The following is a 14579-nucleotide window of genomic DNA, read 5'->3' as shown; positions in this document are numbered from 1 at the left end:
GAACGCATTCCTCAGATGTGATTTGAAACCCCGTTTACACAAAAATTCGGACAGGCCCCTTCCAGAAAGGCCAGCAAATCGCTCTCCTTGTACATCGTCCGGCGGCCAACCTTGTAAAACGGCAGCTTGATGCGGCCCGTACTGGCCCACGCATTCAGGGTGAACACACTGACGCCCAGGTACGCCGCCGCCTCTTGGCGGGTTTTCAGCTTGGGCAGTTTGATGACATCAGACATACAGTCTCCATTACGTGAAAAAGCCCGCAAAACGCGGGCGCAAAAAAAGCCGGGGCGGGCAGCCTCCGACTTGAACTTAGGGTCAGAAATGCAAAAAGCCAGCTGGTTAGCTGGCTTTGGACGAAATTGTGACGGTGTCAAATGGATGGTATTGGCGAATTATCTACATGTCAACAAGCCGATGCATCTAACGGCAAACGTTAGCACAAATGAAAAAAGCCAGCGGGTTAGCTGGCTTTGGACGCAACTGTAGCGCCTGCAAAATATGATATTTTAGAACTACCCATGCGTCAACAGACCGATACATCTAGTGGCAAACGCTGGTACAAATGAAAAAAGCCAGCGACTTAGCTGGCTTTGGACGCAGCTTAGGCTGCTGCGAAAAAGTGTATTTTTACTCACGGAGTTTTGCAAGCACTAATTAAAAAGCCAGCGTTTAGGCATGGCTTGTACATGCTGGCAGTGCTATGGGCGCTCAAATCACCAGCGTGCCAGAAATCTACCAAAGTGCCGCATCGTGGTCAATTCTGGCCGCAGTCACGTACCCTTACCGATTCTGTGCACCGTGGCCCGGTCAATGCCGTACTCCCGCGCCATCGCGGCCCGACACTCGCCGGCGGCGTAACGGGTACGCAGCTCGGCCTTTTGTTCATCGGTCAGTTTGGATTTGCGCCCTTGGTACTTGCCTTCGGCACGGGCACGGCGGATGCCCTCTTGCTGGCGCTCTTTGCGCAAGCCATGCTCGAACTCGGCAAAGGCAGCAAACATGGTCAGCGCCAGCCGCCCCGCTGGTGTGCTGGTGTCGAATTGCTGCTTGAGAATCACCAGCCGGATGCCCTTGTCTGACAGGGTGTTGATGGTGCCCAGCACGTCCACGGTATCGCGGCCCAGCCGGTCCAGTGCAAAGACCACCAGCGTGTCACCGTCACGCAGGTACGCCAGCATGGCCGCAAAGCCGTCCCTGTTTTCCCCTTTGGTCGTGCCGCTGGTAGCCAGGTCGATGAATTCGCGTTCAATCTCGAATCCGGCGGCCAGAATGGCGGCACGCTGGTTTTCAATGTGCTGGTCTTCGGTGGAGACGCGAAGGTAGGCAATCGCTTTCGTCATGGCATCAAACCGTTGCAATAGGGTATGATGTTAATATTGCAACACCACACCCTATTTTGCAACATATTTTGCAACGGCATTTGGTGGGAAAATGCACCGTTGCGCAGGGATTACCCTATTGCAACACGTCACGCCCGCTTGAAGTTCACCGGCCGCACGTTTACACCCTGCTGTGCATCCAAGAAGTCCGCCCACCACTGCATCAGCTTGCGTCGTTCGTCCAGGTATTCGGCACGGTGATACGCGGCCCGCACCTTGTTGCGCTCGGCGTGGGCCAGCTGGCGTTCGATGATGTCAGGGTCGAAGCCTTCTTCGTTCAGCGTGGTAGACGCCAGCGCACGGAAGCCGTGCGGCGTGGCTACGCCTTTGTAGCCCATGCGCCCCATTGCATAGCTCAGGGTGTTTTCACTCATGGGCCGGTCGTGCTCGGTCATGGCCGGGAACAGCAGCGCACCGCGCCCGCTCAGGGGGCGCAGGCTGGCCAGCAGGGCAAGGGCTTGCTGTGACAGGGGCACAAGGTGTGGCATTCGCATTTTCATGCGTTCGGCCGGGATGCGCCACTCCGCCCGCTCGATGTCGAATTCATCCCAGCGGGCGGCGCGCAACTCACCGGGCCGCACAAAGGTCAGCACCAGCAGGTGCATGGCGATGCGGGTTGGTTCGTAAAGGTTGGCCGTAGCTAGCCGGCGGTAGAACTCGGGCAGCTCGCCACGCGGCATCGCGGGCCGGTGCTCCACTTTGGCAGCGGTCAGCGCGCCGGACAGGGCAAGGGCCGGGTTGATGGCCAAACGCCCCGTCTGCACGCCATAGCACAGCACGGCGCTGATACGCTGCAACACGCGTCCTGCCGTCTCGATGGCGCCGCGCTTTTCCACCTTGCGGACGGTGGCGAGGATTTGCGGGGCAGACAGATCGGTGATGGCGATGTTGCCTAGGTCGGGGAAGGCATCATTCTGCAGTGATTCCAGCACGCGGCGGGCATGGTCCGGCGTCCAGCGCGGCAGCTGCTTTTCGTACCATTCCAGTGCCAGCAGCGCGAAGGCATTGGCGCTGGCCTCTTTGGCGGCGATCTTGGCCGCTTTCTTGGCTTCGCCGGGGTTCACCCCTTTCTCCAGCTGCTTGCGGGCCTCTACGGCCCTCTCCCGCGCCTCGGCCAGCGAGACCGCCGGATACTTGCCCAAGGCCAGCTTGCACGGCTTGCCGTTGAAGCGATAACGGTACAGCCAGCGTTTGCTGCCCGCTGGTGTCACCTCCAGATACAGGGCATCGCCATCGGCCAGCTGATACGGCTTGTCTTGCTGCTTGGCCTGCCTAATGCCCAGATCAGTCAATGCCATAGTTTATTCCTTACCTCGATTCGCCCGTCAGGCTGGTGCACTGGCACCCGCCGCGCCCGGCTTTGCCGGACTCAAGACCAGCTTGCAGGGCATCGGGTGGCTCCGATTGGCGCAATTTATCGTGTCACCATAGTGACACCCCGAAATGTCACTACGGCAAACCTTCAAAAAACCCTTTAAAAACAATGCTGTCACTACGCTTTTTTGGTCGGGTCGGGAAAAAGCAAAACGACACGTGGCCAACCCCGGCAAGGTGCCGCCCGGCGTGGCAGGGCATACACACATTCTTGTAACCAGAGTATGAATGGGAAAAGGTGCTGATGACAGGCAGGTGTGTACCTTTTTCCCGGCGTCGAGAAAAAGGTACACAAAAGGTACACAAAAAGCTGGATGTTACTGCACGTAGCTGGACGCTATTGGGCAACAAAAAACCCGCATAGCCTTGTGCTGTGCGGGTTTTTGGACTTTCTTGGACTGCTCTGGACTTTTTCGTGGTGCCCGGGGCCGGACTCGAACCGGCACACCTTGCGGCGGGGGATTTTGAGTCCCCTGCGTCTACCAATTTCGCCACCCGGGCGAAAAAATCCAAGACGCGCATTGTATAAGCGGCATTACGCCTTGTAAAGCTCAGTCCGCCACTTTCAGCTGCAGCGCGCGCTCGTACAGCTGCTTCTTGTTGAGGTCGTAATGCGTCGCCACAATCGCCGCCGCCTGCTTGGTCGGCAGCACCGCCGCCAGCTCGGCGAGCAGCGCCAGTGCCGCGGGCGGCAGGCTGTCCGCCGTCTGTGCCACCGGCGCGGCGGCGTCGATGATCAGCACGCACTCGCCGCGCTGCTGGTTGCTGTCGCTGCGGATGCGCTCGGCCAGTTCCGCCGCTGGCAGACGCAGGAAAGTCTCGAAGGTCTTGGTCAGCTCGCGCGCCAGGATCAGCGGCCGTTCGGCACCGAGGGTGGCGGCAACGTCCTCCACGCACTCCAGGATGCGGTGCGGCGCCTCGTAGCAGACCACCGCGTAGTCGGCGTCCTGCCATTGCTGCAGCGTCTTGCAACGTTGGCCGCGCTTGGGCGGCAGGAAGCCGTGAAACAGGAAGCGCGCGGTATCCAATCCGCTGGCGGACAAGGCGGCGATCACCGCCGAGGCGCCGGCCACCGGCACCACCCGCAGGCCGGCGGCCCACACCGCCTGCGCCAGGCGGGCGCCGGGGTCGGAAATGCCCGGCGTGCCGGCATCTGATACCTGCACCACGATCTTGCCCTCCTGCAGCCAGCGGATCACGCTGGCCGCCATTTCGCGCTCGTTGTGTTCGCGCAGGCTGACCAGTTTCTTGCTGATGCCGTAGGCGGCCAGCAGGCTGCCGGTGACGCGGGTATCTTCTGCCAAAACAATGTCCGCGGCGTGGAACCCGGCAATGGCGCGCAGTGTCACATCAGCCAGATTCCCAATCGGCGTGGCCAGCACATATAATGACCCGTTGACAAACGTTTCCTGGGCAGAATTCATCAAGTGATCAAGCATTGTCTGCACGTTTTGGCTCCCTGGTTATCCGGCACAGCCGTTTTAATGGCGGCAAGTGTAGCCGCTGCACAGTCGCCGGGCTATATCCTTCAGCAAAATCAGCAAACGCTCCGGAACATCGGCGCCAGCGCTGCCTCCGCACCGCTGGCTAGCCCTGCCGTCGCGGCCCCCGCCACACCTGCCGCCAAGCTCAGCGACAACAAACCACGCCTGCATCTGGGGCTGCTGCTGCCGGTGGAAGCACCGCAGCTGGGTGACGCTGCCCAGGTGGTGAAGGCCGGTTTCGACGCCGCCGCGCAGCAGGACAGCAACGTCCAGCTCAGCTTCGTCGCACTGGCCAGCGAGAACGACGCGGTGAAGGGCTACCAGCAGCTGCTGGCGGCCGGCGCCAACGTGATCGTCGGACCGCTAACCCGCGAGGGTGCGGCCAACGTGGCGGCGCAGGCCAGCGTGCCAACGCTGGTGCTGAATACGCTGAGCAAGGCACCGGCCGGCGGCAAGGTGTGGAGCCTGTCGCTGGCGGTCGAGAGCGAGGCGCGCCAGATCGCGCGCATGATGCGCGACGACGGCCGCAAGGCGCCGCTGGTGCTGTTCAATAACGATGCGCTGTCGACGCGCCTGCGCGCCGCCTTCAGCGAAAGCTGGGCGCAGCGCCATCCGAGCGCGCCGCTGGAGCTGAACATGACGCAGCCGGACGGCGCGCAGCTGAGCACGCTGCTGGCCGGCGCCGACAGCGTGTTCCTGGCACTGGACGACAAGGAGGCCGAGGCCAGCCGCGCGCTGCTGCCGGCCGAGCTGGCCGCCTACGCCACCTCGCTGATCAATACCCGGCAAGCGGCCCCGGCACTGGACGGGGTGCGCTTCGTCGACATGCCATGGTTCCTGATGCCCAATCACCCGGACGCCGCCGGCATCGCCCGCCCGGCCACGCCGCTGACCAAGGCCACCGAACGCCTGTACGCGCTGGGGGTGGATGCCTTCCGCCTCGGCAAGGCGCTGGGGCAGAGCCGCAATCCGGCCAGCATCCGCCTGCGTGGCGTCACCGGCGACCTGCAACTGGGCAAGGACTGGGTGATCCAGCGCGAGCTGCCGACCGCCATTCGCGGCGAGTCGCAATGAGCAAGGCCAGCGGCGACCACTACGAAGCGCTCGCCTGCCGCTTCCTGCAACAGCAGGGGCTGACGCTGGTGGAACGCAACTGGCACTGCCGACAGGGCGAACTGGATCTGGTGATGCGCGACGGCGCCTGTTGGGTGTTCGTCGAAGTACGCGCCCGACAATCGGCCCACTTCGGCGGCGCCGCCGCCAGCATCGGCAGCGCCAAGCAGCACAAGCTGCACACTGCGGCCAACCTTTACCTCAGCAGCAAACGCATTGATGCCCCCTGCCGTTTCGACGCCGTGCTGTTCGATGGCGGCGAACAGGCCCGGTGGCTGAAAAACATTTTCGGTTAAGCGCCACCGAAACAAAGGAAAAACATGGATTTGATCGAACGTGTCAGCGGACACTTCCTTGAAAGTATCGCCATCAAGCAGCAGGTGATGGACGAGCTGTCGCCGGCCGTGGCGCTGGCCGCCGAGCGCATGGTCAGCAGCCTGATGAACGAGGGCAAGATCCTCGCCTGCGGCAACGGCGGTTCCGCCGCCGATGCGCAGCATTTTGCCGCGGAAATGATCGGCCGCTTCGAGAAGGAACGCCCGGGGCTGGCGGCGATGTCGCTGGCCACCGACAGTTCGATCCTCAGCGCCATCGGCAACGACTACGATTTCGACATGATCTTTTCCAAGCAGGTGCGGGCGCTGGGCCACCACAACGACCTGCTGCTGGCGATCTCCACCTCCGGCAACTCCGCCAACGTCATCGAGGCGATCTATGCCGCGCACGAACGCGGCATGGGCGTGATTGCCCTCACCGGCAAGGACGGCGGCCAGATCGCGGAAATCCTGTCACCGGAAGACATCCACCTGAATGTGCCCAGCCTGCGCACCGCGCGCATCCAGGAAGTCCATATCCTGTTGATCCATGCACTGTGCGATGCCATCGATTGCATGCTGCTGGGAGGAGAATGATGAAGAACCGTTTATTCGCGCTGCTGCTGGCCAGCAGCGCCGCCGCCAGTCTCAGTGCCTGCTTCCCGCTGGTTGCCGGTGGCGTTGCCGCCGGCGCGCTGGTGGCCACCGACCGCCGTACCAGCGGCGCCTATGTCGAGGACCAGGCCATCGAGCTGAAGTCGCTGCGCCAGAGCAGCGAGCGCTTTGCCGGCGCCCGCATCAGCATCACCAGCTACAACCGGGCGGTGCTGATCAGCGGCGAGGCGCTGAACGAGGCGCAACGCCAGGAAATCGAGATGATGGTGCGCGGCACACCCAACGTGCAGCGTGTCTACAACCACCTGGTGGTAGCGCCGGTGGCGACCCTGGCGCAGAAGAACAACGACCTGTGGATCACCACCAAGGTGCGCACCCGCCTGCTGGAAGGCAAGGGCTACCCGCCGCAGGCGATCAAGGTGGTGACTGACCGTGGCGTGGTCTACCTGCTCGGCCTGGTCACCGCCAGCGAAGGCGCCGCCGCCGCCGATGTCGCCAGCCGCACCACCGGTGTGCAGCAGGTAGTCACCCTGTTCGAGACACTGGCCGAGACACCGGCCGCCAGCATCCGGCCCGGTAACTGAGCAAGCGGGCAGCAAGCAAAAAGGCGACTCGCGAGTCGCCTTTTTGCTTGCCGGCAGTCACGGCTACAGGCTGCGCCCCGGCATCAGCACGTCGCTGCACAGCACGTGCTGCACCTCGTCGATCTCGATCGCCATCGACAGCGTGACGCAGATGCGGGTATCGGTCATCGACAGGTAGGGCTCGCTCATGTACAGCACGCCGGGCTGGTCGATGGCATGCTGGAAATAGGCGCGCCGCGACCATACCGCGCCGGTAGTGTCCTCCAGCGGGGAAAAGCGCAGGCTGTCGCCGTTTCCGTTGCGCCAGGAATTGAGGTTACGCCCCTGCTGGCGGCCTTCCTGATCCAGCAGGAAGCAGCGGATCACATCCGGCAGCTGCAACATCGGTTTTGCCGCCACCTCGAACTCGCTGCCCTGCATCAGCGCGATCGCCGTCTGTACGAAGGCCTGCCGCGACAGTTCCATCTGGCGGCGGTTGAGCTTGCGCCGCAGCAGTTCGCGGTTCATCAGCTCGTCCCACTTGGCGTCCAGCCGCGGCGTAATCAGCTGGTCGCTGTCCGGCTCCGCTGCCGGGCACGCTACATAGTAGCCCTGCACCAGATCACAACCGGAATCCAGCGCCACCACCACGTCGGAATCGCTTTCCACCCCCTCCTCCACTACCAGCGCACCGATCTCGTGCATCAGCCGCACCAGCCGCGATAACAGGGTGCGCGAGCGCTGCTGCGTCACCGCATTGCGCAGCAGGTGGCGGTCAAACTTGACGAAATCGGGCTCCAGCCCGCATACCCGGTCAATATTGGAATGGCCGATGCCGAAATCGTCGATCGCCAGCAGGCAGCCCTGCTCCCGCAACAGCGCCACGCCCTCCAGCAGGCGTGCATCCAGCTCGATCGCCTGCTCCAGTACCTCCAGCACCACCAGCTGCGGTGCGATGCCGGACTCGGCGATGATGGTGCCCAGCTGGCCGGTGCAGTCCGGATCGGACAGCGTCATGGCATCGACATTGAGAAACAGCCAGCGCTGGGCATGGCCGGCAGCGGCAAAGCGCCGGCAATGCGCGGCACACACCGCCAGATCCATCGCCACCCGCTCGCCGCGGCGGATATAGCGCTGGTATACCTCCAGCGGCGGCAGTGGGATCCCGCTCTCCGACGCCCGCAGCAGCGCCTCCATGCCGACCGTGCGCCGGTGCGCCAGGCTATAGACGGGCTGAAAGTGGGAGTCCAGCAACAGGGAATCCCGCATCGGTGTGTTATTCACGGCAGCGCTCCGGTAAAAATTGTACGCAGACCAGCAATGGCCGTTCCAGTTTAAGTGAGGTTGGCCGCAAGCCCAACCTCGGATAACAAAAAAGACCGGCCACGGCCGGTCTTTTGGGAATGCCCTGCGTCGAGAATCAATCGGTCTTCAGATTGTTCTTCAGCAGCTCGGTGATGATATGGTTGTCACTGGAGGTATCCAGAGCCAGCGAACTCAGCGCCACGCCTTTCAACAGAGTCTGCTGATCGGTTGCCGTGCTGTAGTTGCCGTTCTTGAACGCACCGGCACTGCTGATCTGCACCAGCGTATCGGAACCGCTGGCCGTAAAGTGCAGGTACTGCTCCAGGTTACCGGCATTCTCGCCTTGCAGCAGGTCGGCCAGATCCAGCTGGTCTCCTTCCGCCACATTGAAGTCCATCACCACATCCCTGGCCGGCGTCCCCGCAGTGCCCTGATCGCCCAGCTGCCACTTGAAGATATCGGTGCCGATATCCCCACGCAGCACGTCGTTGCCTTGGCCGCCGATCAGCAGGTCGCCACCGGCACCGCCACGCAGGCCATCGTCACCACTACCACCCAGCAGGGTATCGTCGCCGCTACCACCGTAGACCAGGTCCACACCGGCCTGGCCATGGATCACGTCGTTGCCGCTGCCACCATGTGCCAGATCGGCCCAGGCAAGGCCGGTGCTACCAGTCGTGCCGTGGTAAGTCCGCGCGGCAGTGCTCAGCGAGTTGTCGGAGGCGTCGGTAACCAGGTCACCCAGGCCATCAATCGTCATCAGGCCCATCTTCAGCACGTCTGCCTGGGTCGGGGCATGACCGGCGATGGTTTCGCTACCCGAGTCCCCCAGATAGATGATGTCGTTGCCGGCGCCGCCTTCCACGTAGTCGTTACCGCCTTTGCTGTCGATGACCTGGTTGGTGCTGCCGGTCTGTACCATCTGCGTGCTTGCCCCGCTTGGCAGCTGGAGTTGCGCCCAGACATTGAGGCCGGTGTCGGCTTCGCCATGAAGCACCGTGATCTGGTCATTGCCGCTACTACCCAGCACCTGCGCCACGTCCAGCGTCAGCCTGGCCTTGTCGGTATCGCCATCCGCATCCTTCATGGTGTACTCGATGCTGGCCGGCTTCAACAGCTCGGTATAAGACATCCCCTTCAGCACGAAGCCCTGGCTGTTGTTACCGTTGCTGTTGATGCTCTCATACGTCATGGCGACATAGGCAATCGGCGTGCCATCCTGGCTGATGGCGGTAAAGTCTGCCGGTTTGCCGCTGTTACCCACCTCATCGCTGGTGATCGTGTCATCCACCAGCACAATCTTGTTGCCTGCGGCATCATAGGCAACCAGCTTCGCGGTGCCGGCATTCAGTTCGGCAATGGTCAGCGTGACCTGGCTGGCAGTCCCGCCCAACTTGACCAGCAGCGTTTCGTTGACATCTACGGTCGCACGAGGCTCATGCGCGGCACCCACCGCCCAGCCCACTTTGCCGGAGCTGGCCCCCGAGCTGTTGTAGCCCAGATTCTGGCCGGCGCTGAAACTGCTAATGCTGCTTGGCGGGTCACCGGCAAGGCCGGTCAACTCAAAACTGCCAACCTTGCCGGAGGCAAGCTGCTGATCGGTCGGCGCTCCATCCAGCGTCGCGGCAAGCGCTTTAAGCGTGTAGTTGCCATTTGCATCCAGGGTAAAACGGCCGTCATCCGTCGTTGCGCCAGCCGCGTAGTTTTTGCCCAGATAGCTGAACCCGGTCACCGACTCGCCGCCATCCACCGCCGCATCATTGGTCAGCACATTACCGCTGAGCATCGTGCCCGCCGTACTGCCCGCGGCGTAGTCGTCCACCGCCACAGGGTTGGTATCCAGTACATTCACGCTGACCGCAGTCCACGCGGTTTCACCATTGGCGGTCACCGCCTTGTAGCTGAAGCTATCGCTGACCTTGTTGTCCGCATCGCCGCTGTGGTTGACCACACTGGCGACAAAGGTATAGCTGCCATCCGGCCGGATAGTCACCTTGCCATGGCCAGTGTCGAGCTCAGTGCCGCCCGCTGCCACCTCGAGCTTCGTGCTGCCGCCATCCCGCGACACATACAGTTTGGTAACCGTGCCGGCGATGCCATCATTCGCCAGAATGCTGCCGTGTACCGTCGTCGAACCTTCGGTGACGGTGGCGTCATCTGCCTGACTGGCAATCGCCACCGGTGCCGCACTGGCTGGCAGCACCGCTACCGGCAGGGTGATTTCGTTTTCTTCAGTATCCAGCACCTTGCCGCTGGCATCCACTTCGGTTGCCGTTGCCTTCACCAGCAGATTGTAGTTACCCGGGTCATTCACCTTGATCTGCAGGGAAGACAGGTTCCAGCCACTCACATCGGCCTTGCCATCTTCGCCAATAGTCACACTATGACCGGCCGCATCCTTCAGCACCGCGCCCACCGGCAGGCCGCTGATCACCACGGACAGTGTCTCGGAACCATCGACGTCAACCAGAGCCGCGTTAATGGTGCTGAGCTTGATGAAGCTGTCCTCATAGCCCTTGTTGTCCACCGCCTGGAACTTGATATTGTCCAGGATGGCACCATAGGAATCACCGGCATCTTTTGACTGGAAGATCAGGCGGTAATTACCACTCTGCTCGATACCAAGGCTAAGCTGCTGTCCCTTGGCCCAGCCGACCTGCGTCGGGCTAAAGTCAAACAGCTCTTTTTGCGAGCCGGTAACCGGATTGCCACTGGCATCGAGCTGTACCAGCAGGATCTTCATGCCGCAGGTCGATAGTGGGCGGTTGCCAGTAGTACGCGCCCCGACATCAAAGTTCAGCTGATAGAAACGCCCGGCTTCGCACTGAATGTCGGTGTAGATCTGGCTGACATTATTATTGCCTTCGATCTCCAGCACCTGGTTGCTGCCGGAGCCGCCCGGAATATAAACCGACTCTTTACCAACCTCGATCTTGCCCCAGCCATCCGCATGCCATGTGCCGATCCCGCTGGCACCACCAACCGTGTTCAGGTCGATCGCACTGCTCCATGCGCTGCCATTAAGGTTTACACCATCGAAGTCCATGGCTGCCAGGCTCTGGTAGGCAGACAGCGACAACAGCGGCAAGTCGGCGACCGGCACCACGTCCACGATCACTTCCTTGCCATGGGCAATCTCCACGCCATCTTTCAGCACATCGAACTTGATGCTGCCCAAGTCCGAGCCTTTATTGCCGACGCCCTTATCAGCGCCATAAAGATCGGCACCAGAAACATGCTCCTTGGGTACAAATTTGGCATTGCCCGCATCGATCTCCGACTTGCTGAACGTGACGGTCTCGTCCTGGCCGAGCACCTTGAATTCTCCGCTCGCATCCTTGTACTGGATCGTACCGTTGCCATTCTGGTTGCCGGACACGCGCACGGTTGTGCCGGCATCGGAAATACCGAACACAGCCCAGTCCAGAACAACCTCCACATCCTCGGCCGTCTGCAAGGTCGCAGGTGAGACCGTAATGATCTCGTCATCGATGATGGTGGTGGTTATCGTAGCGCTGCCATAGCCCACCTTCTCATAGTTGGCCGCAGCGCTGTAACTGCTACCGTTCAGGCTGACCCGGAACTGCTCGCCGCTATCCGCCAGTGCGTCGTTCACCGCCTGCGCGCTGAAGACTTCACCGACCGCCACTGTGGTCTTGCTGGCGCTGTAATCACTGTCGCTGGTGCTGCCGAGATTACCGAAGCTGACGCTGACATTGCCGGTCGGCTGGGTCGCCAGCACATTGCCCTGGTCATCGACGGCGCGCACCACATAGTAGGCGCTGGTTTCGCCGTCCTCTGACACGGTTGAGTCACCGTTCAGCAGTTGGCCATCTGCCGTAACGGCAAACAACTGCAGCGTAAAGGGACTGTCCAGCGGGTTCTGCGGCTCATCACCGCTTTCGTCGATCACGACACTGCTGGCCGTGCTCTTGTCAGCCGGGATGGCGATGGTGCCGAATGCGGTGTTGCTGCCGATACTGCTGAGGGTGGCGACCAGTCCTTCGCTGCCTTCTTTCAGATTGTCATCCCTGGCATCCACGCTGAATACGGCAGTGCCATCGGCTCCGATGGTGACGGAGGACGGACGATCGGTGGTATCGCCATCGTTGGCCGCATCACCGCTCCATGACAGGTTCAGCGTCACTTCCTTGCCGGCCGGCATGCTGACGGCCTTGCCGTCCTTGTCCACCAGGCTGACGGTGTAGGTCAGCCGGCCGCCTTCGGCGACGCTCGATTTGTCAACCACGATCTGCGCGCTAACGCTGTCCAGCGGTGGCTGCGGCTCGCCGCCACTGCCATCGGTCACCTCACTCGACGCCGCACCGTTGCTGGCCGAGATGGCGATGGTGCCGAATGCGGTGTTGCTGCCGATACTGCTGAGGGTGGCGACCAGTCCTTCGCTGCCTTCTTGCAGATTGTCATCCCTGGCATCCACGCTGAATACGGCAGTGCCATCGGCTCCGATCGTGACGGAGGACGGACGATCGGTGGTATCGCCATCGTTGGCCGCATCACCGCTCCATGACAGGTTCAGCGTCACTTCCTTGCCGGCCGGCATGCTGACGGCCTTGCCGTCCTTGTCCACCAGGCTGACGGTGTAGGTCAGCCGGCCGCCTTCGGCGACGCTCGATTTGTCAACCACGATCCGGGCGTAGACAGTGTCCGCCAGACCGGGGACGGGAACAGGCACCAAAGGTGCCACATCGGTGATACTGCTGCTGGCCGCGCTCTTGTCACCGGAGACGACGATTTGCTCGAACGCGGTATTGGTACCGACACTACTCAAGGTGGCGACCAGCATCTCGCTGTCTTCCCGCTGGTCATCATTATTGGCCGTAACCGTGAAGCTGGCGCGACCATCAGCACCGATGGTGACAGAGGCCGGACGGCCACTCGTGTCATCATCGTTGGCGGCGGCGCCGCTCCATAACAGGTTCAGCGTCACTTCCTTGCCGACCGGCATGCTGACTGCGTTGCCGTCCTTGTCCACCAGGCTGACGGTGTAGGTCAGCCGGCCACCTTCGGCAACGCTGTCCTTGTCTGCCTCGATCCGGGCATAGACGGTGTCTTCCACGCCTGGAACCGCCTCATCAGTCACGGCACTACTCGCCACACCCTTGCCAGAAGCAATGCCGACCTGCTCGAAAGCAGTATTGCTGCCTGTACCGGTGATGCTTGCTACCAATGCTTCGCTGCCTTCCTGCAGGTAGTCATCCCGGGCCGTTACCGTGAGGCTGGCGCTGTCGTCGGCACCGATAGTCACACTGGTCGGGAGCTTGCCACTATCGCCATCGTTGGCCGCATCACCGCTCCATGACAGGTTCAGCGTCACTTCCTTGCCGGCCGGCATACTGACGGCGTTGCCGTCCTTGTCCACCAGGCTGACGGTGTAGGTCAGCAGGCCGCCTTCGGCGACGCTGCTCTTGTCTGCCTCGATCTGGGCGTAGACGGTGTCCTCTGTCGATGGCGCCGTTTCATCCGTGATCTTTGCCACACCGGTAGCAAGCGTGTCGTTGGCAGTTGCACTAAGGGTGTAATCTTCCGGGCTCTCTGCCAGATAATCATCGGCAGCCTCGACCAGCACCTGAAAGGTGGTGGTACCGGCTGGCAGTTGCACCGAAAATTTGCCATCCGGATCAACAGCGGCGATCTGTCCGGTGCCGTTCACCACAACCCGGACCTGTCCGGTATCGCCACCGATAGCCGCCGAGCCGCCGGATAGTTGCAGATCAACGATGGTGGCAACATTACCGGCACTCAGGGTCACGACGAAGCCATTGCGATCACCTTCGGCCACCTCGTTCCCCTCAACCGCCAACACTTGCGCCAATACCGTGAGGCCATCCGCCACTGTTGACTCCTGCCCGGTTACTTGCCGAGCCCCAACCGGGCCGATATCCAGCGTCAACGGGTCAATCGCCTCTGCCACCCGGGCAATGCGCGTAAAGCTGACGCCGCCGTCCTGGCCCCCCTCCGAAACCAGGCCCGCGGCTGCCGCCTCCAGTCCCTGCAACGGGTCCTGTCCGTTCTCCAGCGCGGCCAGCACCTGCTGTGCGTCCTGACTCAGCGGGGCAATGGCGGCATCGCCGGCATCAGCAACGGCACTGCCGAAAACGTCATCGGTAATGGTGAGGTCACGGGCTTCTGCAATTTTGATGGTGTTGCCATTGGCAGCTTGCAATTCGATTACGGCATCGGCAGGAATAATCAGACGCTCGCCAACCGCGACGATATCGCCAGCCTTCAGGATGCGCTGCGAACCATCTACTGCCACGGCAATGACCTTACCGGTAATTGCGACAACTTTGCCTTGTGCGACCGCCATGTGATTCTCCCGCTACTCGTATGATGAGCCGCGAGCTTACTGAACCGCCCCGGGTTTTGCGGAGGCTCCCTCACTTGAGAGAATGGAGCCATGAGCAAATC

10 protein-coding genes and 1 tRNA gene are annotated in these 14579 nt (G+C 61.7%); 4 read left to right on the top strand and 7 right to left on the bottom strand.

All coding sequences use genetic code 11. From position 1 onward, the window contains the following. Positions 1-11: 11 nt before the first annotated feature. The 5 genes from IE083_RS14240 to rsmI all read right to left on the bottom strand — a co-directional run bounded on the left by IE083_RS14240 (position 12) and on the right by rsmI (position 4195). A complete protein-coding gene (locus IE083_RS14240) occupies positions 12-236 on the bottom strand; it encodes a helix-turn-helix domain-containing protein (protein WP_189354653.1) in 225 nt (74 codons plus the stop codon). Positions 237-773: 537 nt separating this feature from the next. Then, positions 774-1343, bottom strand: a complete 570-nt coding sequence (locus tag IE083_RS14235) for a recombinase family protein (protein WP_189354651.1) — start codon at positions 1341-1343, stop codon at positions 774-776. Positions 1344-1471: 128 nt separating this feature from the next. Continuing rightward, positions 1472-2680, bottom strand: coding sequence for a tyrosine-type recombinase/integrase (locus IE083_RS14230; protein ID WP_189354649.1), 1209 nt, complete (start codon positions 2678-2680; stop codon positions 1472-1474). 492 nt (positions 2681-3172) lie between these two features. Continuing rightward, positions 3173-3257 (bottom strand) — tRNA-Leu (locus IE083_RS14225). A gap of 50 nt (positions 3258-3307) precedes the next feature. Then, positions 3308-4195 (bottom strand): 16S rRNA (cytidine(1402)-2'-O)-methyltransferase, encoded by an 888-nt coding sequence (gene rsmI, locus IE083_RS14220; protein WP_189354647.1) that lies wholly within the window; start codon positions 4193-4195, stop codon positions 3308-3310. A 45-nt stretch (positions 4196-4240) separates the two neighbouring features. Between rsmI and IE083_RS14215 the strand changes: the two genes are divergently transcribed. Genes IE083_RS14215 through IE083_RS14200 form a run of 4 tightly spaced genes read left to right on the top strand, consistent with a single transcriptional unit; the run spans position 4241 to position 6866 of the window. Then, positions 4241-5314 (top strand): penicillin-binding protein activator, encoded by a 1074-nt coding sequence (locus IE083_RS14215; protein ID WP_189354645.1) that lies wholly within the window; start codon positions 4241-4243, stop codon positions 5312-5314. Beyond that, positions 5311-5649: a YraN family protein gene (locus IE083_RS14210; protein ID WP_189354643.1), complete on the top strand. Its 339-nt coding sequence runs from the start codon at positions 5311-5313 to the stop codon at positions 5647-5649. The genes IE083_RS14215 and IE083_RS14210 overlap by 4 nt, the downstream gene beginning before the upstream one ends. 24 nt (positions 5650-5673) lie before the next feature. Continuing rightward, a complete protein-coding gene (locus IE083_RS14205) occupies positions 5674-6264 on the top strand; it encodes a phosphoheptose isomerase (protein ID WP_047968209.1) in 591 nt (196 codons plus the stop codon). Beyond that, positions 6261-6866: a BON domain-containing protein gene (locus IE083_RS14200; RefSeq protein WP_229799764.1), complete on the top strand. Its 606-nt coding sequence runs from the start codon at positions 6261-6263 to the stop codon at positions 6864-6866. Before IE083_RS14205 ends, IE083_RS14200 begins: the two co-directional genes overlap by 4 nt. A gap of 63 nt (positions 6867-6929) precedes the next feature. On the opposite strand, the gene IE083_RS14195 is transcribed toward IE083_RS14200, so the two are convergent. Further along, on the bottom strand, positions 6930-8129 hold the full coding sequence (locus IE083_RS14195; RefSeq protein ID WP_229799763.1) for a sensor domain-containing phosphodiesterase: 1200 nt from the start codon (positions 8127-8129) through the stop codon (positions 6930-6932). Positions 8130-8265: 136 nt separating this feature from the next. Then, positions 8266-14478 (bottom strand): retention module-containing protein, encoded by a 6213-nt coding sequence (locus IE083_RS14190; protein WP_189354641.1) that lies wholly within the window; start codon positions 14476-14478, stop codon positions 8266-8268. Between the last annotated feature and the right edge of the window lie 101 nt (positions 14479-14579).

The organism is Vogesella fluminis, from assembly GCF_014652335.1.
Taxonomy (GTDB): Bacteria; Pseudomonadota; Gammaproteobacteria; order Burkholderiales; family Chromobacteriaceae; genus Vogesella; species Vogesella fluminis.
Note: the sequence above shows the minus strand (reverse complement) of the source record. Positions and strands in the feature narration are given on the sequence as shown.

Excerpts from the sequence above, each read along its gene's own strand:
- IE083_RS14215 (WP_189354645.1), top strand. The coding sequence starts at position 4,241 with ATGGCGGCAAGTGTAGCCGCTGCACAGTCGCCGGGCTATATCCTTCAG.
- IE083_RS14205 (WP_047968209.1), top strand. The coding sequence starts at position 5,674 with ATGGATTTGATCGAACGTGTCAGCGGACACTTCCTTGAAAGTATCGCC.
- IE083_RS14230 (WP_189354649.1), bottom strand. The coding sequence starts at position 2,680 with ATGGCATTGACTGATCTGGGCATTAGGCAGGCCAAGCAGCAAGACAAG.
- IE083_RS14200 (WP_229799764.1), top strand. The coding sequence starts at position 6,261 with ATGATGAAGAACCGTTTATTCGCGCTGCTGCTGGCCAGCAGCGCCGCC.
- rsmI (WP_189354647.1), bottom strand. The coding sequence starts at position 4,195 with ATGCTTGATCACTTGATGAATTCTGCCCAGGAAACGTTTGTCAACGGG.
- IE083_RS14190 (WP_189354641.1), bottom strand. The coding sequence starts at position 14,478 with ATGGCGGTCGCACAAGGCAAAGTTGTCGCAATTACCGGTAAGGTCATT.
- IE083_RS14235 (WP_189354651.1), bottom strand. The coding sequence starts at position 1,343 with ATGACGAAAGCGATTGCCTACCTTCGCGTCTCCACCGAAGACCAGCAC.
- IE083_RS14240 (WP_189354653.1), bottom strand. The coding sequence starts at position 236 with ATGTCTGATGTCATCAAACTGCCCAAGCTGAAAACCCGCCAAGAGGCG.
- IE083_RS14210 (WP_189354643.1), top strand. The coding sequence starts at position 5,311 with ATGAGCAAGGCCAGCGGCGACCACTACGAAGCGCTCGCCTGCCGCTTC.